The sequence below is a fragment of the Bacteroidota bacterium genome, from assembly GCA_041658205.1.
GTDB lineage: Bacteria > Bacteroidota > Ignavibacteria > UBA10030 > UBA8401 > UBA8401.
Genome location: JBBAAO010000001.1, coordinates 2,061,579 through 2,086,075, shown reverse-complemented (window position 1 = coordinate 2,086,075; position 24,497 = coordinate 2,061,579). Strand labels below are relative to the sequence as shown.

General features: G+C 40.8%; 26 protein-coding genes. 24 read left to right on the top strand and 2 right to left on the bottom strand.

Translation table 11 applies throughout. The features are described 5' to 3' along the window. Positions 1-39: 39 nt before the first annotated feature. Positions 40-1,107 carry a hypothetical protein gene (locus WDA22_08635; GenBank protein MFA5833530.1) on the bottom strand — a complete coding sequence of 356 codons (1,068 nt, stop codon included), beginning with the start codon at positions 1,105-1,107 and terminating at the stop codon, positions 40-42. 75 nt (positions 1,108-1,182) lie between these two features. Between WDA22_08635 and WDA22_08630 the strand changes: the two genes are divergently transcribed. The 18 genes from WDA22_08630 (at position 1,183) to WDA22_08545 (ending at position 16,426) form a co-directional block, all read left to right on the top strand. Next, complete coding sequence (locus WDA22_08630; GenBank protein ID MFA5833529.1) at positions 1,183-1,539, top strand: hypothetical protein; 357 nt, start codon at positions 1,183-1,185, stop codon at positions 1,537-1,539. Positions 1,540-1,849: 310 nt separating this feature from the next. Beyond that, complete coding sequence (locus tag WDA22_08625) at positions 1,850-2,137, top strand: HU family DNA-binding protein (GenBank protein MFA5833528.1); 288 nt, start codon at positions 1,850-1,852, stop codon at positions 2,135-2,137. A 150-nt stretch (positions 2,138-2,287) separates the two neighbouring features. Next, entirely contained in the window at positions 2,288-2,692 is a 405-nt protein-coding gene (locus WDA22_08620; protein MFA5833527.1) for an FKBP-type peptidyl-prolyl cis-trans isomerase, read from the top strand. Beyond that, entirely contained in the window at positions 2,692-2,946 is a 255-nt protein-coding gene (locus WDA22_08615) for a 4Fe-4S binding protein (GenBank protein MFA5833526.1), read from the top strand. The genes WDA22_08620 and WDA22_08615 overlap by 1 nt, the downstream gene beginning before the upstream one ends. Beyond that, positions 2,943-4,112: an NAD(P)/FAD-dependent oxidoreductase gene (locus WDA22_08610; GenBank protein ID MFA5833525.1), complete on the top strand. Its 1,170-nt coding sequence runs from the start codon at positions 2,943-2,945 to the stop codon at positions 4,110-4,112. Before WDA22_08615 ends, WDA22_08610 begins: the two co-directional genes overlap by 4 nt. Before the next feature lie 5 nt (positions 4,113-4,117). Next, the gene (locus tag WDA22_08605; GenBank protein ID MFA5833524.1) at positions 4,118-4,729 is read left to right on the top strand and encodes a M15 family metallopeptidase; all 612 of its coding nucleotides are present in this window, start codon (positions 4,118-4,120) and stop codon (positions 4,727-4,729) included. Then, on the top strand, positions 4,729-5,757 hold the full coding sequence (locus WDA22_08600; GenBank protein ID MFA5833523.1) for a glycosyltransferase family 9 protein: 1,029 nt from the start codon (positions 4,729-4,731) through the stop codon (positions 5,755-5,757). The genes WDA22_08605 and WDA22_08600 overlap by 1 nt, the downstream gene beginning before the upstream one ends. Continuing rightward, a complete protein-coding gene (locus WDA22_08595; GenBank protein ID MFA5833522.1) occupies positions 5,744-6,556 on the top strand; it encodes a DUF3108 domain-containing protein in 813 nt (270 codons plus the stop codon). Before WDA22_08600 ends, WDA22_08595 begins: the two co-directional genes overlap by 14 nt. Then, positions 6,553-7,494 carry a type II CAAX endopeptidase family protein gene (locus tag WDA22_08590; protein MFA5833521.1) on the top strand — a complete coding sequence of 314 codons (942 nt, stop codon included), beginning with the start codon at positions 6,553-6,555 and terminating at the stop codon, positions 7,492-7,494. The genes WDA22_08595 and WDA22_08590 overlap by 4 nt, the downstream gene beginning before the upstream one ends. Next, on the top strand, positions 7,478-7,759 hold the full coding sequence (locus WDA22_08585; GenBank protein MFA5833520.1) for a hypothetical protein: 282 nt from the start codon (positions 7,478-7,480) through the stop codon (positions 7,757-7,759). Before WDA22_08590 ends, WDA22_08585 begins: the two co-directional genes overlap by 17 nt. Next, the gene (locus WDA22_08580; GenBank protein MFA5833519.1) at positions 7,749-8,711 is read left to right on the top strand and encodes a phosphatidate cytidylyltransferase; all 963 of its coding nucleotides are present in this window, start codon (positions 7,749-7,751) and stop codon (positions 8,709-8,711) included. The genes WDA22_08585 and WDA22_08580 overlap by 11 nt, the downstream gene beginning before the upstream one ends. Then, the gene (gene rimO, locus WDA22_08575) at positions 8,711-10,012 is read left to right on the top strand and encodes a 30S ribosomal protein S12 methylthiotransferase RimO (GenBank protein ID MFA5833518.1); all 1,302 of its coding nucleotides are present in this window, start codon (positions 8,711-8,713) and stop codon (positions 10,010-10,012) included. Before WDA22_08580 ends, rimO begins: the two co-directional genes overlap by 1 nt. A 2-nt stretch (positions 10,013-10,014) precedes the next feature. Continuing rightward, complete coding sequence (locus tag WDA22_08570; protein MFA5833517.1) at positions 10,015-11,301, top strand: GWxTD domain-containing protein; 1,287 nt, start codon at positions 10,015-10,017, stop codon at positions 11,299-11,301. A gap of 24 nt (positions 11,302-11,325) precedes the next feature. After that, the gene (locus tag WDA22_08565) at positions 11,326-13,113 is read left to right on the top strand and encodes a POTRA domain-containing protein (protein ID MFA5833516.1); all 1,788 of its coding nucleotides are present in this window, start codon (positions 11,326-11,328) and stop codon (positions 13,111-13,113) included. Continuing rightward, entirely contained in the window at positions 13,113-13,937 is an 825-nt protein-coding gene (locus WDA22_08560) for a geranylgeranylglycerol-phosphate geranylgeranyltransferase (protein ID MFA5833515.1), read from the top strand. Before WDA22_08565 ends, WDA22_08560 begins: the two co-directional genes overlap by 1 nt. 90 nt (positions 13,938-14,027) lie before the next feature. Further along, on the top strand, positions 14,028-14,636 hold the full coding sequence (locus WDA22_08555; GenBank protein ID MFA5833514.1) for a ribonuclease HII: 609 nt from the start codon (positions 14,028-14,030) through the stop codon (positions 14,634-14,636). A 107-nt stretch (positions 14,637-14,743) separates the two neighbouring features. Continuing rightward, positions 14,744-15,133: a YraN family protein gene (locus WDA22_08550; protein MFA5833513.1), complete on the top strand. Its 390-nt coding sequence runs from the start codon at positions 14,744-14,746 to the stop codon at positions 15,131-15,133. A gap of 312 nt (positions 15,134-15,445) precedes the next feature. After that, a complete protein-coding gene (locus WDA22_08545) occupies positions 15,446-16,426 on the top strand; it encodes a PhoH family protein (protein ID MFA5833512.1) in 981 nt (326 codons plus the stop codon). A gap of 3 nt (positions 16,427-16,429) precedes the next feature. On the opposite strand, the gene mazG is transcribed toward WDA22_08545, so the two are convergent. After that, complete coding sequence (mazG, locus tag WDA22_08540; GenBank protein ID MFA5833511.1) at positions 16,430-17,182, bottom strand: nucleoside triphosphate pyrophosphohydrolase; 753 nt, start codon at positions 17,180-17,182, stop codon at positions 16,430-16,432. Positions 17,183-17,323: 141 nt separating this feature from the next. Here mazG and WDA22_08535 point away from each other — a divergent pair, with 141 nt between their 5' ends. The 6 genes from WDA22_08535 to WDA22_08510 all read left to right on the top strand — a co-directional run bounded on the left by WDA22_08535 (position 17,324) and on the right by WDA22_08510 (position 24,438). Continuing rightward, a complete protein-coding gene (locus tag WDA22_08535) occupies positions 17,324-19,084 on the top strand; it encodes an amidohydrolase (protein MFA5833510.1) in 1,761 nt (586 codons plus the stop codon). 51 nt (positions 19,085-19,135) lie between these two features. Continuing rightward, complete coding sequence (locus WDA22_08530) at positions 19,136-19,657, top strand: hypothetical protein (protein ID MFA5833509.1); 522 nt, start codon at positions 19,136-19,138, stop codon at positions 19,655-19,657. 4 nt (positions 19,658-19,661) lie between these two features. Further along, positions 19,662-20,570: a peptide chain release factor N(5)-glutamine methyltransferase gene (gene prmC / locus WDA22_08525; GenBank protein MFA5833508.1), complete on the top strand. Its 909-nt coding sequence runs from the start codon at positions 19,662-19,664 to the stop codon at positions 20,568-20,570. Continuing rightward, the gene (gene dtd, locus WDA22_08520) at positions 20,567-21,016 is read left to right on the top strand and encodes a D-aminoacyl-tRNA deacylase (GenBank protein MFA5833507.1); all 450 of its coding nucleotides are present in this window, start codon (positions 20,567-20,569) and stop codon (positions 21,014-21,016) included. Before prmC ends, dtd begins: the two co-directional genes overlap by 4 nt. An 84-nt stretch (positions 21,017-21,100) precedes the next feature. Continuing rightward, complete coding sequence (locus WDA22_08515) at positions 21,101-22,009, top strand: hypothetical protein (GenBank protein MFA5833506.1); 909 nt, start codon at positions 21,101-21,103, stop codon at positions 22,007-22,009. Positions 22,010-22,017: 8 nt separating this feature from the next. Then, on the top strand, positions 22,018-24,438 hold the full coding sequence (locus WDA22_08510; protein ID MFA5833505.1) for a DNA internalization-related competence protein ComEC/Rec2: 2,421 nt from the start codon (positions 22,018-22,020) through the stop codon (positions 24,436-24,438). The last annotated feature ends 59 nt before the right edge of the window (positions 24,439-24,497 follow it).

Genomic DNA, 24,497 nt, shown 5'->3' with positions numbered 1-24,497 from the left:
ATCTATTGTGATCGGAGCATGCTCCGATCCGCTTCTTTCTTATTGTGATTCTCGGTTTATGAAGTATGATTGAAGGGCATTCGTCAGAATGATCGCATCGCGGGAAAACGGGTCGACATCGTTCATTGTAAAATAGTGATCGAGCGACAGCCCGGCATCATCCCATGTTGCGGATGAAAGGATCTTTTCCATTGTTACAATATACTTCGATTCATCATCACCAAACAAGGATTTAATGATGGAAACTTTATCTTTGTCGGTTATAGGAAGAGAAATGAAATTTTTTCGCTGAGGCTGACGGACTTGGGAAACTTCATCAGCTATGGAAAAACTCTTTTGAGTGAACGAATCTTTTAATGCTTCGATCAATTCGTCATAAAGCAGAGATTGTTTACCCTGTTCACGAAGTTTCAGCAGATGCTGTGAAACGGCATTGAGTTTTTTATCTTCAAAGAAATAGATTAATGCCCGTGTCGGGAGGTCGCCACGTCCGCCATTTAATGAGTTTTGATGGACAAATCCAATAAACTCAAATAAGGGTACAGTCATTTTTGCCATATCATCTGCGGAATGAGTGTTGACAATTTCAGCATCAATCCTTCGTAACAATCGTACTGCTTCATCTCTATCAATATCCGTTCTTTTTTTGCCGATAAGATGTTTTTCTAAAATAGACCAGTAATAAGGATAATCAGCGCAAAAACGGAACTTCAGTGATAGTTCTTTCAGACTCAATCCATTTTTTTCTTCAAATAAATAACTCTCCAATGTCCATTGTGGACGACAGAGATAATTGAAAAGAAAATGTACGCATTTATCAAGCGTTTTAAGAAATTCTTCGCGGGGAAAAGAATAATGGTACGTGAGCAAAATATCCATTTGCTCCAGTAAAAGCCTGACATCATCCTGTTGATAATTGAATTTTGATGAGCGGTGTTCTGTCTGTTTTTCCTTGTATAATAGCCATTCCACCTCACCCCGAAAGAAACTTTTAATATTGGCAGGAATGTTAGATTCTAAAATAGTTTTTAATGCAATTGAATCAGTATTTCCAATCGTATTATTGACTGTTATTTTCTGGATATTCTCTAGCTCTTGTTCAAACATAAGTTTTGTCGTAGGTTTCAAACAAATTATCGTTAAATTCCCTTGTAATCAATACATCATTTTGAAAGGTTAAAAATGCTACACACAACTCTCTACACACTTCACGTTTTGGGAATGATTTTAATCATTACCATCGCATTTTACATATGGATAAATAAAAATATTGTTGATGGTGTAAGAAAAAAATTATCATTGCTTCTCATGTCTTCTGCACACACACAATTATTGACAGGTTTTGCTTTGTTTTTTCTTTTGATGCCTGATGTTAATCACATGAAAATTGGCATTAAAATGTTGCTTGCAATTGATGTTGCAGTGATTGCAACAGTCTTCCGGAAAAAAATTGCCAAAAACGAAACTCCAAATCCTTCATTAATCGTCATCGTTCTCTTGTCTGCAATGGTAACTGCAATTGTTGCATTTATCTTCTAAATCGAAAAAATCCTGTTTTTAGGCGCAGAATGTAAAAATATTTTTTTTCAGTATTTTCTCTTTTTGCGCCTTGTATCTAAATCACATTTCTGGAAAAATAATTCGAAATTTGCAAAATTTCGCCACATTATTTCTCATTTCAAAATCCTCAATGTTTTGGCCTACTTTTTGACGTGCATCGAAAAACCCCAATAAAATAAGATTTTTTTGAATGAGTATTGACACTCCATAATGAAAACTATATATTTACACCAGTTCATTAGAGGGTTACACTAAACAACATTTCCAATTCACTAATAAAGGAGTTCATATGGGAAAAGCAATGTCAAAATCGCAAATCGCGAGCCATTTTGCAGATAAATTTGGAATGAAAAAGAAAGCAGTAACAGAATTTTTTGAAGAATTGTCAACATTAGCATACAAAGAGGCAGCAAACCAATTCACAATTCCTGGTATTGGAAAATTAGTTCTTGTAGATCGCAAAGCTCGTATTGGCCGTAATCCGGCAACAGGCGAAACAATTCAAATTCCTGCAAAGAAAGTCGTGAAATTTAAAGTTGCAAAAGCAGCAAAAGATGCAATCCTTGGTAAAAAGTAATATATAGGATTATAGAGTTTTTTTAACTCCATTCAGATTCTGAATGGAGTTTTTATTTTATCTCATTCGAATGAATCAAACGTGAATTTCCGCGAAAAATTTTGGAAGTCGGAATTCTTTTCGTTATTTTGAATTTAATTTGGGTGTGAAATGCAAAAAAGTCTCATATTTTTTACTCTTTTACTTACCCTTCTTATTTCATCCTGCGGAAGAAAAATTTTTATGACAAAATCAGGCGTTAACGTTGAAGTAATTACTGAAGGAAAAGGGACATCACCAAAAGAAGGTCAAATGGTGACTGTTCATTATACAGGTTGGCTGACGGACAGCACAAAATTTGACAGCTCGGTAGATAGAGGTCAACCGTTTAAATATCAATTTGGTGTCGGACAAGTTATTCAAGGATGGGATGACGGTGTTTCCACAATGAAATTGGGTGGAAAGAGCAGATTCACTATTCCTCCGGAACTTGGTTATGGAAGACAGGGAGCCGGGGGAGTGATTCCTCCGAATGCAACGCTGATATTTGAAGTAGAATTATTAGGAATTCAATAATGCCTCAGACTCATTTAATGATCCATATTGTACCGGGTAAGTGCGATTACTGTGGTTGCTGTGTGGGTGTTTGTCCGGAAGATGCGATCGAATTGATGGAATCGAAAATTGCAATCATCGAAGATCGCTGCACCAATTGCCGAAAATGTGTGTGGGCATGTCCTTGGGAAGTAATAGAATTTCATCGCGATGGCGTTGGACAACTTCCCAAGCAGACTCCACAAATGATTAATGATGCGGTGGCTTTTTCATGATAAAATTTGATTACGATATTATTGTTGTTGGTGCGGGTCCGGCAGGTTCAACCGCTGCTCGGTATGCGGCAGCAGGCGGAGCAAAAGTATTGATGCTGGAAAAAGATCGTGATGTTGGTTATCCGGTACGGTGCGGCGAAGCTGTGAGCCATGAAGGGGTTTCGCAATTTATCAAACCGGATTCGAAATGGATCGCTTCGACAGTGACAAAATTTCGATTGGTTGCACCGAATGGAAACAGTGTTGTTCCAAAACTTGACGGTGCGGGTTATGTTCTTGAGCGACGAATTTTTGATTATGAACTGGCAAAGTTAGCGGCGAATGAAGGGGTGGAAGTAATCACGAAAGCATATGTTTACGATCTGCTTCGTGAAGACGGAAAAATTGTCGGCGTCAAGACACTGATCAAAGATCAAAAAATGGATATTCGTGCAAAGATTGTTATCGCTGCGGATGGAGTTGAATCGCGTGTGGGGAAATGGGCAGGTATTGATACGACATGTCACATCAGAGATATGGAAAGCTGCGCTCAGATGACTCTCTCGGGGATTGAAGTGGAAGAAGATGTGCTTGATTTTTATTTCGGTGACAATGTTTCTCCCGGTGGATACCTCTGGGTATTTCCGAAAGGAAAAGATACGGCAAATGTTGGACTTGGTCTCTCAGTTGAAGCGGCAAAGAAAAAATCTGCAATAAAATTTTTGCATGAATTCGTCGAACGAAAATATCCCCAAGCTGCTATGCTGACCCATATTGCAGGAGGTGTGCCGTGCGCAAAGACGAATCCTGTGATCGTAAAAGATAATGTTCTTCTTGTTGGAGATGCCGCGCATCAGGTCAATCCGGTTTCCGGTGGCGGTATCATTTCTGGAATGATCGGTGGAATGATAGGCGGACAGGTCGCTGCTGAATCGATTCTGAACGGTGAAGTGAAACACCTTCTTGAATATGATAAACGATGGAATAAGCGCCTCGGGTGGAGACATGATGTGTTCTATAATATCCGAAACGCCATCGGATCGTTGAATGACGCGAAATACAATAACATTTGTGATAGTGCTTTAAAACTTCCGGTCGAAAAACGGACACTGGGTGGAATATTCCGCACAGCGCTTTGGAACCAACCTTCAATGATCATTGATGTAGCGAAAGTGTTTGTTTCCTAAAATCTATGAAACAATCACTTTGTGTTTGGATATCATTCGTGTGCATCAGTTGTGGATCAACCGAACCGATAAAAAATCCCCGTCTCGAAATTGTTGATCTTCTCTCGATAGATTCATCTTTTGTTCTTGATATTCGGTATGCAACGGATAATAATTTTACCAAGAGAGTGTTGTATCCTGCAGCAAAAGCGAAGTTGAGGCGAGAAGCGGCGGAAAGTCTCGCATCCGTCCAGCGGGAACTGAAATCAAAAAATCTCGGCCTAAAAATTTATGACGGATATCGTCCTTTATCCATACAATGGAAACTGTGGGAAGTTGTTCCCAACGAAGATTTCGTCGCCAATCCCAAAAAAGGATCAAAACATAATCGCGGTGCAGCAGTGGATTTGACGATCGTCGATTCTCTCGGCAGTGAATTGGAAATGCCTACCGGATATGATGATTTTACAGAAAAAGCATCGCACGATTTTTTGAATATTTCCGAATCTGCATTACAAAACCGCGCTCTGTTAAAAGATGTCATGACCCGGCATGGATTTTTACCAATTAAGAGTGAATGGTGGCATTATGATTTTCACGGCTGGGAGCAATTTGATATTATGGATGAACCACTCTGATGTCCACACACAGTGATTCGGTCAAGAAAATTCTTGTCGTGCGCACGGATCGTATAGGCGATGTTGTTCTTTCGCTTCCGATGCTTCCGCTTCTTAAAAAAAAATATCCCAACGCAGCAATTTCCGTTATGGTTCGTCCCTACACGAAAGAACTTGTTGAAAACCATTCGTGTGTGAACGAAGTGATCTTATGGGATGAAACAAAAAGCATTTCAGAATATGTTGCGTTGCTGAAAGTGAAGCGTTTTGATATTGCTCTATTGCCATACCCGCGTTTTAATCTTGCGTTGATTACATTCTTGTCCGGCATTCCGTTGCGGGCGGGAACGGGATATCGATGGTATTCGTTCTTATTCAACAAACGAAATTACGAGCATCGAAAAGATGCAAAGCGGCATGAAGTAGATTATAATTTGAATCTTTTAGGTATGCTGGGGATTGAATCCTCAACTACACCGCAATTCGAATTTCCAATTTCAGACGCCATTCAAAAAAAAGTAAGCGGCATTATCGCGGCAGATGGTATTAAAGACTTTATCGTTTTGCATGCTGGGAGCGGTGGTTCTGCCAGAGACTGGAGTATTGAAAAATTTGCTCAATTAGGCGATGCGATTCAGCAAAAATTTGGGCTCAGAGTTGTACTGACTGGTGGAAAGAACGAAATGGATTTGGTGCAATCGCTTGTCAGCAAAATGAACAGTGAACCAATTAATTATGTTGGGAAGTTTTCGCTTCAGGAATTAGGAGCATTGTTTAGTACGGCGAGCGTATTTGTTTCAAATTCAACGGGACCGCTTCACATTGCATCGATTGTAGGAACGCCGGTCGTCGCTTTTTATCCACCGATTATTCAATGTAGTCCTCAACGCTGGGGACCGTATACTGAAAAAAAGAGAGTTTTCACAGCGAATAACGAACAGTGTCACTTATGCAAAGGGGGACAGTGCCGATCGAATGTGTGCATGGATCAGATCAGTGTCGATCAGGTCATTACCGGGATTAAAGAATTATTACATGAAAATAAATAATATTAAAAAAATATATATTGGGTTATTGTTTCATTCTCTGAAAAAGGTCATAGCAGCATCATTATTTTTTTCACTTATTAGTTTTTCACAAAAAGCGGACAATCAAAAAGCGTTCACGGTCGGCGAAAAATTATTGTTTGATGTAAACTATGGCATCATCACCGCCGGATATGCCGAAATGTCCATTCCGCAAATGGAGTCTGTTCTGGGGAACAGTGCGTACAAAGTCCAGTTTACTGTCCGTTCAACGCCGACATTTGATTTCTTTTTTGAAGTACGCGACCGCTATGAAACGTATCTCGATTCTACGGGAATATTTCCATGGCGATTTGAACAGCATATCAAAGAAGGAAAGTTCAAACGGGATTATACCGCGATCTTTGATCAGAAAAATCAAAAGGCGAAAACAGACGAAGGAGATTTTGATATCCCCATCTACGTGCATGATATTATGTCCGCTTTTTATTATGCGAGAACGATAGATTATACGAACTTCAAAATCGGTCAACGAGTTCATCTGCAAAATTTTTTCAAAGGGAAAACAAATCCTCTCGACATTAAATATCTCGGCAAACAAAAAATTACAGTGGATGCCGGCACATTCAATTGCATTATTGTTGAACCGCTGGTGAAAGAAGGGGGATTGTTCAAAAGTGAAGGACGAATATTAATCTGGCTTTCGGATGACGAGCGAAAAATTCCGGTGAAGGTCAATACGAAGGTGGTCATTGGTTCCATCGATGCGGAATTAAAAGAATATTCCGGACTAAACGGAGAACTGAAAGCAAAAGTACGATGAACAACATCACGGTCCAAAATGAATCCGAGATTTATCAGTCGCAACAGACGAAATACAAACCTGTTGGATTTGCGATTGTTTCGTTGATCGGTTTGTTTTTCCTCTATCAATTGGTTGGCGGAGGAATAACATTATTGGTTCTTGGCGGTCAGGTGACAATGGACAATGTGTTAGCCGCGCGTCTTGCAACAATGATCTCCCAGGTGTTGTTTCTGCTGATCCCGACAATTCTCCTTGCAAAACGTCAACACGGAAAATTATCAGAAGTATTCCGATGGAGAATACCGTCATTCAGTGAAGGATTTCTTGCCGTGCTTGGAATGATCGCCTTAATGCAGATCGGTGAAATGTATCTCTTCTTTCAAAACAAAATTCCGATCCCGGAGCAATTGCTGCCGATGATTGAAGCGATGAAACGGGCAATTGAAGAAGCATTTAAAATATTAATCAACGCGCAATCGCTGCCGGAACTGCTGTTCGTTGTTCTTGTTGCAGCGGTGACCCCAGCACTGTGTGAAGAGTTGATGTTTCGCGGGTTGATTCAAAAAAATTTTTCGATTGGCTATGGAAACACAAAAGGATACATCATTACCGGAACGATTTTTGCGATGTATCATATGAATCCTTTTTGGCTTCTTCCGCTCATTGCATTAGGAGTCTATTTCAGTTTTCTGCAATATCGTTCACAGACATTGATACTACCAATCATCGTTCATCTGATCAACAATTCTGCAGCAACAATCGGAATGTATGTCTATGGCAATGGCGATTCAACGACACCGACCATGTTCATGGGAGAACAGTCAGAACCTTCCACTGCCATGGTTCTTGGAACTGGGATGTTCTTCAGTATTATTTTTTTCCTGGTGATTGTTCAGTACATTAAAGTTACCAACAACGTGCAGCATAGATTACAAATAGATGAGCAAACAATCTGACAGCAAAACAATGAATGGCGCATTACATTCCAAAAATTTGGACGGCTATACTCATATGTTGTCCACTCCGACAATTTTTGCGATGGATCTTGTCGGAAAAAATTTACAGATGAACGGTGTTGATGCCGTATGGTTTTATTCTGATCCAATCGAAGGCATGGATGAACTATCATCACTGTACGTAAAAACAGAACAAAAGGAGAACGCACTTTCTATTCTCACTTCATTGGACCTCACCGATTTTACAACGTCTCATGGCAAATAAATTTACTAATCTCGGATCCAGAGTAGCTGTGGCCCTCGTTGCTATTCCATTTATTCTTTTTGCAAGTTACCAGGGAGGATTGTTGTTTGTTCTTTTTGTCCTTATGATCGGTATCGCGGCATTAATCGAATTTTTTACGATGGCAAAAGGAAAAGGATCGAATCCCCAAACGGCGGTTGCGATTATCGGACTTTCGGCGCTGCATCTTTCATTCTTTCATGAACAGATTCAAAACTTCATTCTTCCTTTTTTTATTAACAGTGGAGGAATTTCGTTATTGATGAAATTGCAATTGTTTTTAACTTCTCTGTTCCTATTTCTAACGCTGGTTATGCTTGTTGAGCTCTTTCGGAACAAAGGATCGGTATTTTTGAATGCAGGATTTACGATCTTTGGTGTAATGTATGTCGGTCTATTTCTAGCATCATTAACCGGTATTCGCGAGCTCTATGGAGCCGAATTTCCATATCATCTTGCCATTCAATTTTTCCCCAATTCCTCATCCTTAACGGATGAAACGATTCATGCAACGACATACGCTTGGGGTGGATTGACGATTATTTCCATTCTCGTCTCTATTTGGATGTGTGATACCATGGCATATTTTGGCGGATTATCTATGGGCAAACACAAATTATTCCCTCGTGTCAGTCCAAATAAAAGCTGGGAAGGGGCAGTGTGGGGATTTTTTGGAGCTGTGATTACGATGATGATATTTCAATATTATTTTCTTCCATATTTGAAATTACACCAGGCAATCATCATTGGAGTGATCATCGGAGTGTTTGGACAGATCGGTGATTTGATAGAATCACTATTAAAGCGTGATGCCGGAGTAAAAGATTCTTCGGGATTGATTCCCGGTCACGGCGGCGTCTTCGATCGTTTTGACAGTTTAATATTTGTCTCCCCAATGTTGTATCTGTATATAGATTTTGTCATTCTTTCATAATGAATACCAAACAACAAAAAATAAATATCATTACGCTTGGCTGTGCAAAGAACACCGTCGATTCCGAAGCGCTGTATAGTCAACTTCTTCACAATGAATTTTCGTTGACGGAGAAGATTGAAGAGGCAGATATTGCCATTATCAATACATGCGGATTTATCGATGCAGCGAAACGCCAATCAGTTGATACAATTCTTGCTGCTGTGGAACGCAAAACCTCAGGACAATTAAGCAAAGTGTATGTAATGGGCTGTCTTGTGGAGCGCTATAAGAACGATCTGCAGAAAGAGATTCCGGAGATTGATAATTTTTTTGGGACAAATGAACTTCCGAATATTCTTGAAGCATTGGGTGGAAAATATAAATATGAATTGCTCGGTGAGCGTGCGGTATCCACACCAAAGTATTTTTCCTATTTGAAAATATCGGAAGGATGTGACAATCCTTGTTCATTCTGTGCGATCCCGATTATGCGGGGAAAACATAAAACAAAACCGGTGGAACAGGTGATGGATGAGACGATGCGCTTAGTTGAGAAGGGTGTGAAAGAACTCATCGTGATCGGTCAAGACACAACATATTACGGTCTTGATATTTATGGTGAACGAAAGCTCGCATCGCTACTTACATCACTTTCATTCGTGCAAGGTCTTGAGTGGATACGCTTGATGTATGCGTTCCCGTCAAAATTTCCTTTGGATATATTACAATCGTTTAGTGACAATCCAAAAATCTGTCGCTACATTGATATGCCCATTCAACATGCAGCGGATAATGTTTTAAAATCGATGCGGCGCGGTATTACGCGACGGACCACAGAAAATTTGATCTCGACCATAAGAACAGCTGTGCCTGATATTGCGTTACGTACGACTTTGATTGTTGGGTACCCGAATGAGACCGAAGCGGATGTAGAAGAACTGGTGCAATTTATCAAAGAGGTGAAATTCGACAGACTTGGTGTATTCACCTATTCTCAGGAAGATGATACGACAGCGTATGGACTCGGCGATCCGATTCCGGAAGAGGAGAAGGAACGTCGTAAAGAATATGTTATGGAAATTCAGCGCGCGATCTCTCTTGAAAAGAATGAATCAAGAATCGGGAAACAGGCTCGGGCAGTGATCGAACGGATTGAAGAAGGGAATCTTGTGGGACGAACTGAATGGGATGCTCCGGAGATTGACAATGAAGTGTTCATCTCCAATGTGAACGGTGTGCAACCGGGTGATTTTGTTACGATCAATGTTACCGATGCAACGGAATATGACTTGTATGGCGAGATAACACGCACAACGTGATCATGAAAACATTATTTCTTCTCATTTTTTGCTCATCAATAATAATGGCGCAAGTTGAAGCGCGCAAGCCGGTAACTGGGTTCGATTTACCGGAGTTTTTTGTTGATGCGCTAAGTTTTGCAGCTAGCGATTCTATTTCCTCGCGTGTGGATGTATACATCCAGGTGCCATATGATGCAATTCAATTTATCAAAAAGAACGATCGATATACTGCTCGATATGAAGTGATGTTGAATTTTCTCACGGATGATAATGTTTCCATGTCGGAAAAGGTCTGGACGGAAGATGTCAGTGTTCCGTTATTCGACTATACAGAATCCAAAAAGGCGTTTAGTTTAACACAGCGATCAGTCAATATCACGCCGGGGATCTACACACTTCGATCACAAGTCCGCGACACCGAATCCAAAAAAGTTTTCCATGTCATCAAAAAGATCATCGTTGGAAATTATTCCACGAAGGCGATTTCCATCAGCGATATTATGCTGGTGAACCGGATTAATACCGAAGGAGAGCGGCGTTCCCTCGCTCCGAATGTCTCCGGGAATATCGGTGAGAATAATAATTCTTTCTCAATCTTTTTTGAACTGTATTCTTCACGTATTTCTGATTCATTGGAACTCCATTACACGATTATTGATAATAAGGGAAGGGAGCTTCTGAATAAATTTCAGAATTATCGCTCTCGCGGAAATCGCAGCCAGATTATCACGCGCTTTGACAGTGCAAAATATTCTTCGGGGACATATCTCTTGAATGTCGAAGTTCGGTCATGGCTTGATGATCCGAATGAAATACCGGCATTAAAACAGCGATCATTCGTCGTACGATGGGGAAATATGCCAATCAGCATTTCCGATCTCGATCTTGCCATCAAACAAATGCGGTATATCGCGAAAGAAAAAGAGTATGACGAGATAGAAGAAGCGGAAACCGAAGAGGCAAAGCGAAATCTGTTTGATGCATTTTGGCAGCGGCGTGATCCTAATGGTTCCACGAAACGAAATGAATACATGGAAGAGTATTACAGTCGCGTGGAATATGCGAACAAAAATTTTTCGCACTACCAAGCGGGCTGGAAGACCGATATGGGAATGGTCTTTATTCTTTTTGGATCTCCAAACAATGTCGAACGCCATCCGTTTGATATCGATTCAAAACCGTACGAAATCTGGTCATATTATGACTATAATCGCAGCGTGGTCTTTGTTGATGAATCGGGTTTCGGCGATTATCGGCTGTTGACCCCGATTTGGGAAATGCTGCAGCGATTAAAAACCGGACAATAACGTTCCGCCCGGGCGGGACATTGAATGATATTGCCACTATTTATATGGAAACCAAGGCCGTTCATGTTATGTGGATGGCTTTTTTTGTTTGCGAGTGTATCGTTCGCACAAACAACAATTTCATCAATTGAGATCATCGGTAATTCCAATTTTTCTCAAAGGGATTTACTGGAAAAGATCCCATCGAAGATCGGCTCACCATTTTCATCTTTTTCGCAATCCTTAACTGTGCTTAAGGAGATCTATCGAACAGAGGGATTTTACACATTCACGATTGACTCGACAGTCTCACAATTGTCAGAAGATACCGCCAAGGTCGGCATCAAGATATATCTAAGCGAGCGTCAACGTACACTTATTTCTGAAATAAAAATCTCCGGAAATAATTCCTTTCCAACAAAAGAACTCCTGATCGTGCTTGAATCTTCTTCCGGCTCACCCGCGAACGCAGCATTATTGGAATCGGATATTCGATCCATTCTTGATTATTATTCGCGGCGGGGTTATCCGTTCGTAAAAATACACAGCGATAGCATTCACATGGATCCTGCCGATTCTTCAAAATTGATTATTCAATTGAACATAGAAGAAGGCTCAAAAGTATTATTGAATGAGATTCAAGTGGAAGGGAATTCATCCACCTCATCGGCAGTGGTTGTGCGTGAAGCGAGAATGGAAAACGGAGAAGTATTCAATCAAGACAAACTGGAAAAAATTCAACGCAGACTTGAACGATTGCAGTTATTCTCTTCAGTCAGTGAACCGCAGCTCTATATCAATTCCGGTGCGACAGGTGACACGTTGTATGGGGGATTACGTATTACTGTAAAAGAAGGGAATACGAATACCTTCGACGGTATTATCGGATATATTCCGGCGACTATCCCGAATACTGATGGATACTTTACCGGAAATGTTTTTGTAGCGATGCGGAATTTATTTGGTACAGGACGCAAAGCGTTGATCAAATGGCAGCGTGAAACAGAAACCACACAGGAATTGGAATTGCAATATCGAGAACCGTGGCTGTTTGGTGTCCCGTTTAGTATCGGTGGAACGTTTTTCCAGCGCAAACAGGATTCTTCGTACGTAAAAACGAAAATTGAAGCTCGCGGAGAATATGCCATTTCCGAAGAATTATCTGTTGCGGGAAATATATCATCGGAATCGGTTTATCCTTCTTCCAACGTGACAAAATTTACCGTCTTTGAAAGCAATGCATTGCTCTTCGGCGGAGAAATTCTCTACGATACGCGAGATAATTTGCAGAATCCAACTAACGGAGTGAAATATTCTACAACCGTGCAGCAGGGAATGAAAAATATTACCGGTCCGCAGCAATTCTTATTCTTGGCAAGTGGGACAAGTTTCTCCATCCAAAAATATACGCTTGATGCTGAGGCGTATGTCTCCCCCTTCAATCGTCAGGTGATAATGATCGGCGTACATGGAAAACAAATTTCTTCCTCTCAACTGGAAGTGAGCGACCTGTTCCAATTTGGCGGCGCTACAACGCTCCGCGGCTATCGCGAAAATCAATTTTTTGCAAATCAAATTGCGTACATTAATGTGGAATATCGCTTCCTCACAGGACGAGCATCATCGTTCTTCGGATTTGTAGACGCCGGATACTTTTCACGTCCTGCGGATCCCCTTAGACTGATCATACATCAGGAAAAGCGATTATATGGATTTGGTTTGGGGGCGCGTATTGAGACGGGATTAGGTATTTTAAACATCAGCTATGCGCTCGGTCAGGGAGATAGTTTCAGTAACGGGAAAATTCACGTAGGTATTATCAACGAGTTTTAATGAAACCATATATTACTTTAATTCGACCAGTCAATTTTATCATCACAGCTCTTTCAATTTTTGTGGCTTGTTTACTCGCCGGAGGAACTCAAGCACAGATACTCTTCATGATATTTGCATCTCTTGGCGGTGCATGTATTGCAAGCGGGGGAATGGTGATCAACGATATCCTTGATGTTGATATTGACCGTATCAACAAACCGGAACGCCCGATTCCGAGCGGTGCTGTTTCGAAATATGATGCGTTGATGTTCTATGGTGGTTTGACCGGTGCTGGTATGATTATGACTGCTTATACCACACGTCCGGCATTCATCATCGCGTTTGTCGCTGTTCCAACGATTGTGTTATACAGCAAAGTATTTAAAGGGACTCCGCTGATAGGAAATTTAATCGTGGGTGGTTTAACAGGACTTACCTTTATCTTTGGCGGTGCTGCAGTCGGGAATATGCGGCAAGCAGTTATTCCGGCGGTATTTGCTTTCCTCATCAATGTTGGACGGGAGATCATTAAGGATATGGAAGATGTTGAAGGAGACGCAAAAAACGGTGCGACAACATTTCCCGTGTTGTATGGAATGAAGAGTGCTGCGATTATCGCGACGCTATTTTTGTTGTTGGTTATTGCCTCAACCGTTGTTCCTTATATGTTTGGAATATATAGTGTAAAATATCTTGTTCTGGTGAATGTAGGAGTGAATGTTGTTTTATTGTACGTTATTTATTCATTATGGAAAGATCAGTCAATAAAGAATCTTAACATACTTTCGAATATCTTGAAGTGGGACATGCTGGTAGGACTCGCGGCGATTTATTTGGGATGAATTTGAAATGTAAGATTTCAGAGGACCGATATCAGATAACAGATGTTCGATAACAATGTACAGTCTAAAAATACTTGATAGATTAAAGTTGTGTTAGAATACGAACAAAAATATTGGAATAACGGAATACAGTATATTGCCGGAGTCGACGAAGCTGGAAGAGGCCCTCTTGCCGGTCCTGTCGTGGCATCGGCAGTTATCTTTGCGCCTGACGTACTGATTGAAGGTGTTAACGATTCCAAAAAACTGACAGAGAAAAAACGGGAAACGTTGTTTCACCTTATACATGAAAAAGCATTAGCGGTAGGGATTGGCATTGTTGGTCATGAAGTGATCGACAGGATCAATATTCTGCAGGCCTCCTTCCTTGCCATGAACAAAGCGATTGAATTGCTCAAAATAAAACCGCAGCAGCTTCTTGTAGACGGAAATTTTTTCCGGCACGAACGTTTTCCTGTTGAAAATATCATTAAAGGTGATGCGCTTTCTCATTCCATTGCTGCTGCATCAATCATTGCAAAAGTAACACGTGATTCGTTAATGAAAGATTTACACGATCAATATCCCGAGTATGATTTTGCAAAACACAAAGGATACGGGACAAAAGCACATATCGAAGCAATTCGCAAACATGGTTATTCGCCGATTCATCGCCGTTCATTCCATGTCAATCAGTTAGATGGTTTGGAAAAAAGATAAAATCCAAAGATATTCTGAATTGTATTTGGATTACCGTAAAATCACATTCTAATAGTGCCACGAAATCACGAAAACACTAAAGAGCATAAAAGGAATTTTAAACTTCTTTGAGTTTAGCGTTTTTGCAGCAGGATACAAAAATGGATCAGGAACTACGAAAGACCGGAAAACTTGGAGAAGATATCGCTGCAGAGTACTTGCGGCAAAACGGGTATGAGATCATCGAACAAAATTATTACTATAATCATGGAGAGATTGATATCGTTGCTAAAGATGGGACAACGCTTGTCTTTGTGGAAGTGAAATCGCGTCGATCAACAAAATTTGGAGAACCGGAAGAATCCGTAACACCCAAAAAACAGGAATTGCTTCGTCGAACTGCTGAAGGATATGTTCTGAAAAGAAATATTGGAGAGATCAATTGTCGGTTTGATGTTGTTTCAATCGTTTTTGGGAAGGGAACATCGGAGTGTAAAATCTTAAAGAACTGTTTTTAATACTACAAATTTATATTTTTCGTAACTGCTCAGCTATGATTTGGGTGAATCATAAATTACTTGTTATTCTGAGCGTAGCGAAGAATCTGAAAAAACTACACATGAATCTTCGAGCGCACAAATCAGATTTTCCGCTTTTTTGAATCCCGTTATGAGCGGAATCCGAAAAGCGGGACTTCACTGCGTTCCGCAACAAAATTGCGGAACTCGTTCAGTGGCTAGGCCATCCCTTCGGGAAATGACAATGATTTTATATTGTTTTATTTCGTTGCTGAGTAGTTACTATTTTCCAAAAAAAATACAATCAGGAGAGTGAATATCGAAAAGAAATTATTGTTGAAGGATGTGGATCCATTATCTCTGCTTGGGTACAATGATTCGCATCTGCATTTGATTGAACAACGGTTTGATGCATCCATCACTGCACGCGGAAGCAACATCACGCTGCGAGGTGAAGAGGTAGAGCTGGAACAGCTTGAGCGGGTTTTTAACGAGCTTCAATTTCTTCTTGCGAAAAACGGTGTCTTAACCGCAAATGACGTGAACACTGTTCTGGATTTGGTTGTTGATGTCACTCAGACGAAATTGACGATGTCGAAGGTAAAAGAGAGTGATGTTGCCGTTCTGTTCACTAAAAATTCCATCATTAAAGCAAAGACACCGACACAGCGCGACTATTTGGATAAATCACAGCGCAACGACATTGTTTTTGCCATCGGTCCTGCCGGGACAGGAAAAACGTATCTTGCTGTAGCGATGGCTGTGGCAAGTTTAAAAAATAATGAAGTGAGCAAGATCGTTCTTGCACGCCCAGCAGTTGAAGCGGGAGAGTCACTTGGATTTTTACCCGGAGATATGGCCCAGAAGATCGATCCATACCTTCGTCCGCTGTATGATGCGCTGGATGATATGCTGCCAGGCGAAAAATTGAAGATGTATATGGAGCGAAGAATCATTGAGATCGTCCCGTTGGCATATATGCGGGGACGGACACTGCATAATGCATTTGTGATTCTTGATGAAGCTCAAAATGCAACGGCAATGCAGATGAAGATGTTCCTGACTCGTCTCGGAAATAACTCCAAAGCGATCATTACCGGCGACGTAACGCAGATCGATTTGCCGGCCAATGCTACGTCCGGTCTGGTGCAGATTCAGGAAGTGCTGAAAAAGATCGAAGGGATCGATTTTGTCTATTTTGACAAAACGGATGTTGTCCGCCATCGTTTGGTGAGAGAAATTATTGATGCCTATGCTAAATTTGGAGAGCGTGAGAGCGGAAAGGGAAAGTAGTTACTATTTCCCTTTCGCTTCGTTCCATAACGCATCCATCTCTTCCAAACTTGTGTTGTGAATATCTTTTTGCTGTTCCAGTAATTTCTGCTCAATATATTGAAATCTCGTTGTAAATTTTTGTATTGTGGAATGCAATGATTCTTCGGGATCTACATTGATGAAACGTGCATAATTGACAAGAGAAAAAAGAACATCCCCGAATTCTTTGTCTGTCTGTTCTTGATTGTTGGATGCCATTGCTGTGTGCAGTTCATTAAGTTCTTCTTCCACTTTTTTCCAAACATCTTCCTTTTTACTCCAATCAAAACCGACCTTTGCTGCTTTCTTTTGTACTTTTTCTGCCTTCATCAGTGCCGGAAAATGGTTTGGAATTCCGTCCAACAACGATGAGCGGCCTTCCGTCATTTTGATTTTATCCCACAGAGCGGATTGTTCAGCTCCGGAATTCACAACCGCATCTCCGTAAATGTGCGGATGACGTCGGATCAGTTTTTCATTGATCGTAGTAAAAACTTCTTCCAGCGTGAATTTTTCTTCCTCTTCCGCTATCAAGGAATGGAAAACAACCTGCAGCGCGACATCTCCCAGTTCTCCTTTTAAGTCTTCAAAATTTTTTCGATCGACGGCATCCAGCGCTTCATACGCTTCTTCAATAAAATGCTTCTTCAGTGATTCGTGTGTCTGTTCCTTATCCCATGGACATTCTTTTCGCAAGCGCCTCATAATAGAGACAAATTCATCGAATTCTTTCATGGATTTCCTATATGTATTTTCTGTGAAAAAAACACTACTGTTTAAAATATATTTGTTGGTGAGTGTCGAGAGTTATTTTAAAAGGTATTGGCTTTTACAAGATCCCTTTTGTAATTTTCGGCTAAGGGATTCCAGCATTTCATGAAAAAACTTTTCCTCATACTGTTAGCACTCATCGTTTCCGTTTCAACGTTTATGACTATTGCTGCGCGCAAACAATCTGCAGATTTAATCATCACGAATGCAATTGTCTATACCGTTGATCGTGATAACTCTACAGCGGAAGCGATTGCGATTCGTGGAAGCAGAATCATCGCCGTTGGTTCAACACAAGATATCGAAAATCAATACACATCACAAAATGTAATCAACGCAGACGGAAAAACGATTGTACCGGGATTCATTGATTCACATGCACATGTGATGGGATTGGGACAGAGTCTTTCGGAATTAAATCTTTACGGCACAACATCGTCCCAGCAGATTGCTGCTATGGTTGCACAAAGTGCAAAGAATGTAAAGCCGGGCGAATGGATCCGCGGACGGGGATGGGATCAGAATGACTGGGGTTCAGGGACAGGTGAAAAACCATTTCCTACTGCTTCAATCCTAGATAAAGTTTCTCCTGATAATCCGGTGATACTAAGCCGTGTTGACGGTCATGCCATTTGGGTGAATGCCAAGGCAATGGAAATCGCAAAAAAAAATACCGATCTGAAAATTGAAATTCCCGGCGGAATAATTCATCGAGATCGTTTTGGAAATCCCACCGGAATATTTATTGATAACGCTGAAGCGGTCATTCGTACCGTTGTTCCGGAATATACCAAGGGAGAAAAAATAGCGTTGTATTCAAAAGCATTTGATGAATGTCTAAAACTCGGCATTACCGGAGTTCATGACATGGGAATCGATAAAATTGATTTTGACATTTACAAAGAACTTACTGATCGTCAACAATTGCCTCTGCGCATCTATGGTCTTATTGGCGGCAACGGACATTTCTTGGACGAAATGTTTCAAAGCGGTCCATATAATGACAAAGGGAACAACTTCTTTGCCGTTCGGTCCATCAAACTCTATTTAGATGGTGCGTTGGGATCACGCGGTGCCGCATTGATTGAACCATATAGCGATGAACCGGAAAGCCGCGGGGTAATAACATTTTCTCCCGATTCTATCCGCATCATCACCGAACTTGCATTACAAAAAGGATTTCAGGTAGCAGTGCATGCTATTGGTGATAGAGCAAACAATATTGCATTAAATGAATTTGAAAAGGCATCGCAAAAATTCCCAATGCAGGCGCGCACTGCCCGGCTCAGAATTGAACATGCACAGATCATCTCGCCGGATGATATTCTGCGCTTTAAAAAACTGGATGTTATTCCAAGTATGCAGCCAACTCATGCAACATCGGATATGTATTGGGCGCAAGCGCGGATTGGTCCCGAGCGGATCCTTGGTGCATATGCCTGGCGTTTTTTACTGGACGATGGTAATATGATCCCCGCCGGATCGGACTTTCCCATTGAATACCCTAATCCGCTGTTTGGATTTTATGCCGCTATCACACGACAGGATAAAGATGGAATTCCTCGAAATGCGCGTGATGTAGAAGAGAAATTTCAATTGTCAGCTGAAAAAATAAGAGATTCCACTCTTTATGAAGGAGGATGGTTTGCACCACAGAAAATGACACGAACAGAGGCGCTTCGTGCATTTACATTGTGGGGAGCGTATGCTGAATTTAAGGAAAGTGAAAAAGGAAGTATTGAAGAAGGAAAACTGGCGGATATCGTTATGCTTTCTAAGGATATTATGACTGTTGATCCGAAGGAAATTTTATCCACAGAAGTGACGATGACGATTATTGGCGGAATAATTCGTTACCAAAAATAAATGTGTTGACGATTCCACGAAGAGAAAGGATTTTTTGTCAAGGAGGTATCTATGTACGAAAAATTATTATCGGAAGCCGAAAAATATTTAGAAGCACATAAAACAAAAGAAGTTCCGATCCTGGAATTGTGGGACGAAATGGCTGAGCGTGCGGAGGAGGTAAAATTTGACATGCCGGAAAACCTCGGCGATTTTGAAATGCTTATTGAGGCGGATAAACGTTTCATATTTGTTGCCGCGAAGATTGAAGAAGAGATTGAGGATGTTGATGTCGGGGAAGAAGAAGGAGAATATGAGGTTGGAGAGGATTTCTTTGAAGTGGAAAAAATGGAAAAACTCGGGTTCAATCAGGACCAAATTGTAGGACTGAAAAAATACGAGCGAAAAAAAATATCCGATGATGACGATGACGAGGATACAACAAAGATTTCCGGACATGTCCATTCGAATCACAAGAATGGTGCAAAGAAAGCAACACCACCGGCAATAGAAAAAAAGAAGCAGCATACGACCGCTGCAAAAGTCACAAAAACCAAGACCAAGAACGGCAAAATCCATAAAGGAAAGAAATAATTTTTTGAGTCAAACGGCAGCACCAAAGAAGATCTGGACGATCCTCGAACTTATTACGTGGGGAACAGAATATCTTACCGAGAAAAGCATCGATGATGCCAGGCTTACAATCGAATTACTGCTCGCACATGTTTTGCAATTTCAACGGATACAACTCTACACCAAATTTGATCAACCGCTCACCGATCAAGAATTAGCACAGTTCAAAGAACTGCTTAAACGTCGTCTTACCCGCGAACCGCTCCAATACATTCTCGGCGATACGGAATTTATGGGATTGAAATTTCGTGTGGATAAGCGAGTGTTAATCCCGCGCCCCGAGACCGAATTACTTGTTGAAAAATCAATCGAACTGTTACACCAAAAATTTTCCAATGAAACGATAATTTCGATACTTGATATTGGAACAGGAAGCGGGTGCATTGCCGTCAGCGTAGCAAAAATGATTCCCAACGCTCAAATCACCGCTATTGACGTGAGCAAGGAAGCATTGGAATTAGCTCAACAAAATGCCGAGCAGCATGGAGTTGCAGAACGAATCCTCTTTCAACAATCCGATCTCTTTAATGTGACTTCACAACCATTTGCACAAAAGTTCCATTGTATTCTTTCCAATCCTCCCTATATATCCCAAAAAGAATTTGAACTAGTTTCAAACGATGTTAAGAATTTCGAACCCAATTCTGCCTTAACAGACAATGGAAATGGGTTGAAATTCTATACTGTGATTGCACATCTTGCTGAAGATTTGTTAATTGAGCAAGGTATTGTGGGAGTTGAACATGCATACGATCAATCAGAAAGTGTTCAAACAATTTTTACGCATTGTGGTTTTTCAAATCCAATTATTGTAAAAGATTACCAAGGGATTCAAAGACATCTGTTCTATATCGCAACGAAACAATCATCATGAAAGCATTGATTCAGCGTGTTTCTTCGGCGCAAGTGACTATTGACGGTACGATACATAGTCAAATTGGAAAAGGTCTGTTGATCTTCCTCGGTGTTAAATTGAGCGATACTGAGGATGATGGAAAATATCTTGCAGAAAAATGTACCGCATTGCGGATTTTTGAAGATGCTGAAGGAAAGATGAATCTCTCTGTAAATGATGTGCAAGGATCGGTATTAATCGTTTCTCAGTTCACATTATACGGGGATACCAGAAAAGGAAATCGCCCGAGTTTTATTGAGGCAGCGCCGCCGCAGATTGCTGAGCCGTTATATGAGAAGTTCACAGCATCCGTGAAAGAACTGATTGGCAAGGAAAGAGTCGCCACTGGCGTCTTTCGAGCGATGATGGACGTTTCTCTTGTCAACGATGGTCCGGTGACAGTAATTATTGAATCGAAAAATTAATATTCATTGCTTCAGCAAGTAAAAAAGTGTCATCAAAATATAATTTTTTTTTGACTTAATACTTTTGCCTTTTTACTTTTTTCTATGGCTTTCTATTTCATCTTTTGGGATGGCGTTGGTTACGGGAAGAATGACCCCAAAACAAATCCTTTTTTTTCCGCCAAACTTCCGACATTTCAACGACTCTTTGATGGTAATCTACCGTCGCTTTCCTTTAAAGAGTTCTCATCAGATGTAGTCTCTCTTTCTCCCGTCAATACTACTCTCCGCGTTCCGGGATTGCCGCAAAGCGGCACAGGGCAAACAGCTATCATGACAGGGATGAATGCATCAAAATTTGTTGGCAAACATTTTGGCCCTCATCCGTACTCAACTCTTATTCCTGTTATTAAAGAAAAAAATTTATTCAAACAGCTTCAGAAATTAAATAAAACATTTTTTTTTGCGAATGGTTACCCAAAGCGATATTTCGAATACATTTTTGGCCCAAAAGGGAAAGTTCCAACGATTGCATTATCCTACATCTCGACCGGGAAAACTCTCAATACACATGATGATATAATTAATCAACGAGCCATCTCCGCCGATATTTCCGGAACGAAATGGAAAGAACTCGGACACCCAGAGATCGATTCGAAGAATCCTTCAGATGTCGGTAGACTCTTCCATCAATTTGGGAAAGAAGTTGATCTTATTTTCTTTGAATATTTCGTTACGGACCATGCCGGACATTCGCAGGAAATGCCGATGGCTGTGGATATGTTGGAACGGATGGATGGATTTATCTCAGGAATGTTGAATTCATTTGATCATGAGAATGATACGCTATTGATAATCAGTGATCATGGAAATATTGAAGATCTTACGGTAAAGACTCACACGAAAAATCCGGTCCCGTTAATTGTTGTTGGAAAACACCATTCCTATTTCTCCTCGCGAATTAAAAATCTTACGCACATTACACCGACAGTTATTTCATTTCTCAAATCATAATAGGTTGCATGAAGAACCGCCCGGCACTTGTTGCAGCGTTGATTATTGCAGGTGGAATATATTTTGCCAGATTTGTTCCGTTGCATTGGAGTGTCACCGCAATTGGTGCTGCCTGTTTTCTTACCGCAACCATTGTTGAATTAATTTTGAGTCGCGACCGGAAAAGGCGTGTGCTATCCCAAGCATATTCTATCCTGCCGCTACTTTTTTTCTCTTCGGCGGCCGCATATTCTGTAAATGATCAATTTCACGACAATCACCATATTTCGCATTATCTCAATTTAACTGATTCTCTGACGGTCTATGCAAAGGTGATTGATGAACCAAGAGTGAAAAATGGAAAGACGATGCTGCTTGTTTCTCTTATTTCTTTGTGTAATGAATTTGATACAATGCAGGTTGATGGTAAGGCGTACGTTACTATATTTCCAAATAAACGATTACAAGAAAGTCCAAAAGAGATTTTATACGGTTCGTACATCTCATTCAAAAGCATTATCCAATCACCCAGTAATGAACGGAATCCCGGTGAATTCAGTTATCGGGAATATCTTGCCCTGAATAACATCTATGCTACGATGTCGGTATTTGGAGCGTCAAACGTTATAATCTTTCCCGACCGTGATCCGAATTTCTTTTTTGAACATGTAATTTTCCCATCGAAAGAGTTTGTCGTCAAAACAATTCGAACTGTGATCAAAGGGGACGAAGCGAATTTTTTGATTGGATTGTTATTGGGGGACAGGACTGACATTTCCGATGAGATCAAGTCCGCATTTATGAACACAGGAACGATCCATGTCCTGGCCGTTTCCGGTTCGCATGTTGTTCTGGTCGCTGAGATTATCTTTGTGATTGTCGGACTTCTTCGGTTTTCCCGCAAGCCTAAAATTCTTCTGGCAATGGTTTTTCTGATCTATTATATGCTTTTAACGGGTGCAACTCCTTCTGTTGTTCGTGCAACGTTGATGATGATAGTGCTGTATACTGGAAAATTATTCGAAGAACGTACCGACGTTTATAATATGCTTGGAGTTTCTGCTGTAATCATTCTATTGATTGAACCGAAACAATTATTCGACGTTGGATTTCAGCTCTCCTTTTCAGCAGTCTTTTCCATCGTCTATTTTTATCCAAAGCTCAATGCACTCATTCCAAAAATACCAGAGCCGTTGGAAGAATTCAAAATCATGAAATGGCTTTGGCAGTTGTTTGCTGTCTCCCTTGCAGCGCAAATTGGAACACTGCCTTTTACTGCGTTTTATTTTGGGAAAGTGTCCATCGTTTCCTTATTTGCTAATCTAATCGTTGTTCCTTTGGTCGGCGTGATCGTTACAATTGGTTTAAGTGGTGCGATTCTTGGGATCGCGTGGATGTGGATAGCCTCCTGCTTTAGTGAGGTGAACAATACTATCGCTTTTGTCACACTGAATTTTGTGAAGTGGGCAGAACAAGTTCCGTTTGCCATTGTGAATACTGCAACGTTCGGATTACAGGAGACAATCACCTATTCGCTGCTGATCGGCTTTCTTTTTAATATTGGTAATCGATCAATCCAAAAGAAAATTATTTTTGCCTCATTGGCAGCGGCGAATGTATTATTATTCGTTTCACAATTTGGTTCTTCGGAACAAGTGCTCCGCATAACTTTTCTTGATGTGGGTCAAGGAGATGGAGCGGTGATTCAATTTCCAACGGGAGAAACAGTTATTGTAGACGCAGGACCGGCGTCGCCGGGATCCGATGCTGGAGAAAAAACTATTGCACCGTTTTTGCGGCGAAAAGGAATATCAACGATTGACGCAATTCTCACCACACATCCGCATGCCGATCATCTTGGAGGAGTTCCGTATTTATTGAAACACTTTACCGTGAAACAAACAATTGATGCGAACCAGCGTGCCGGTTCGTCGTTGTTTAGGGAATATGATTTGTTAGAAGAAAAAATGGAACAGATTACGGCAAGAGCAGGTATGATTCTTCCAATAGGTGGTGCGCAGTTGTATTTTCTCCATCCAACAGAGCAATTCATCGATCCAGACTCTGCAAACGGATATGCTCATCTGAATGAAACATCAGTTGTCTTCAAACTTCAATATGGTGAGACCTCCTTCTTATTTACCGGTGATGCCGAATTGGAAGCCGAAGACCAGCTTGTTCACACGTATTCTGATTTTTTGAAATCGGATCTATTGAAGGCAGGACATCATGGCTCATCCACCAGCAGTTCTCAAGAATTTGTTTCCTGCATAATACCGAAAGAAGTTGTCGTTTCTGTGGCAAAGTTCAACAAATTTCGACATCCATCAAAAAGGGTGCTGCAACGATTCGTTGCCTCTGGCGCATCTGTTTATCGAACAGATATGGAAGGGGCAATAGTATTCGAATCTGACGGAAGGTTTGTAAAGAAAATCATTTGGCGGGAATAGCGGTATTACTTACCTGTTTCATCTTGTCTCCTTCTTTCTTATTTTCATTCCACCGGTCA

Bases quoted from the DNA above. Each gene is read 5' to 3' on its own strand.
- WDA22_08635 (MFA5833530.1), bottom strand. From the start codon at position 1,107: ATGTTTGAACAAGAGCTAGAGAATATCCAGAAAATAACAGTCAATAAT.
- WDA22_08630 (MFA5833529.1), top strand. From the start codon at position 1,183: ATGCTACACACAACTCTCTACACACTTCACGTTTTGGGAATGATTTTA.
- WDA22_08625 (MFA5833528.1), top strand. From the start codon at position 1,850: ATGGGAAAAGCAATGTCAAAATCGCAAATCGCGAGCCATTTTGCAGAT.
- WDA22_08620 (MFA5833527.1), top strand. From the start codon at position 2,288: ATGCAAAAAAGTCTCATATTTTTTACTCTTTTACTTACCCTTCTTATT.
- WDA22_08615 (MFA5833526.1), top strand. From the start codon at position 2,692: ATGCCTCAGACTCATTTAATGATCCATATTGTACCGGGTAAGTGCGAT.
- WDA22_08610 (MFA5833525.1), top strand. From the start codon at position 2,943: ATGATAAAATTTGATTACGATATTATTGTTGTTGGTGCGGGTCCGGCA.
- WDA22_08605 (MFA5833524.1), top strand. From the start codon at position 4,118: ATGAAACAATCACTTTGTGTTTGGATATCATTCGTGTGCATCAGTTGT.
- WDA22_08600 (MFA5833523.1), top strand. From the start codon at position 4,729: ATGTCCACACACAGTGATTCGGTCAAGAAAATTCTTGTCGTGCGCACG.
- WDA22_08595 (MFA5833522.1), top strand. From the start codon at position 5,744: ATGAAAATAAATAATATTAAAAAAATATATATTGGGTTATTGTTTCAT.
- WDA22_08590 (MFA5833521.1), top strand. From the start codon at position 6,553: ATGAACAACATCACGGTCCAAAATGAATCCGAGATTTATCAGTCGCAA.
- WDA22_08585 (MFA5833520.1), top strand. From the start codon at position 7,478: ATGAGCAAACAATCTGACAGCAAAACAATGAATGGCGCATTACATTCC.
- WDA22_08580 (MFA5833519.1), top strand. From the start codon at position 7,749: ATGGCAAATAAATTTACTAATCTCGGATCCAGAGTAGCTGTGGCCCTC.
- rimO (MFA5833518.1), top strand. From the start codon at position 8,711: ATGAATACCAAACAACAAAAAATAAATATCATTACGCTTGGCTGTGCA.
- WDA22_08570 (MFA5833517.1), top strand. From the start codon at position 10,015: ATGAAAACATTATTTCTTCTCATTTTTTGCTCATCAATAATAATGGCG.
- WDA22_08565 (MFA5833516.1), top strand. From the start codon at position 11,326: ATGATATTGCCACTATTTATATGGAAACCAAGGCCGTTCATGTTATGT.
- WDA22_08560 (MFA5833515.1), top strand. From the start codon at position 13,113: ATGAAACCATATATTACTTTAATTCGACCAGTCAATTTTATCATCACA.
- mazG (MFA5833511.1), bottom strand. From the start codon at position 17,182: ATGAAAGAATTCGATGAATTTGTCTCTATTATGAGGCGCTTGCGAAAA.
- WDA22_08535 (MFA5833510.1), top strand. From the start codon at position 17,324: ATGAAAAAACTTTTCCTCATACTGTTAGCACTCATCGTTTCCGTTTCA.
- WDA22_08530 (MFA5833509.1), top strand. From the start codon at position 19,136: ATGTACGAAAAATTATTATCGGAAGCCGAAAAATATTTAGAAGCACAT.
- dtd (MFA5833507.1), top strand. From the start codon at position 20,567: ATGAAAGCATTGATTCAGCGTGTTTCTTCGGCGCAAGTGACTATTGAC.
- WDA22_08515 (MFA5833506.1), top strand. From the start codon at position 21,101: ATGGCTTTCTATTTCATCTTTTGGGATGGCGTTGGTTACGGGAAGAAT.
- WDA22_08510 (MFA5833505.1), top strand. From the start codon at position 22,018: ATGAAGAACCGCCCGGCACTTGTTGCAGCGTTGATTATTGCAGGTGGA.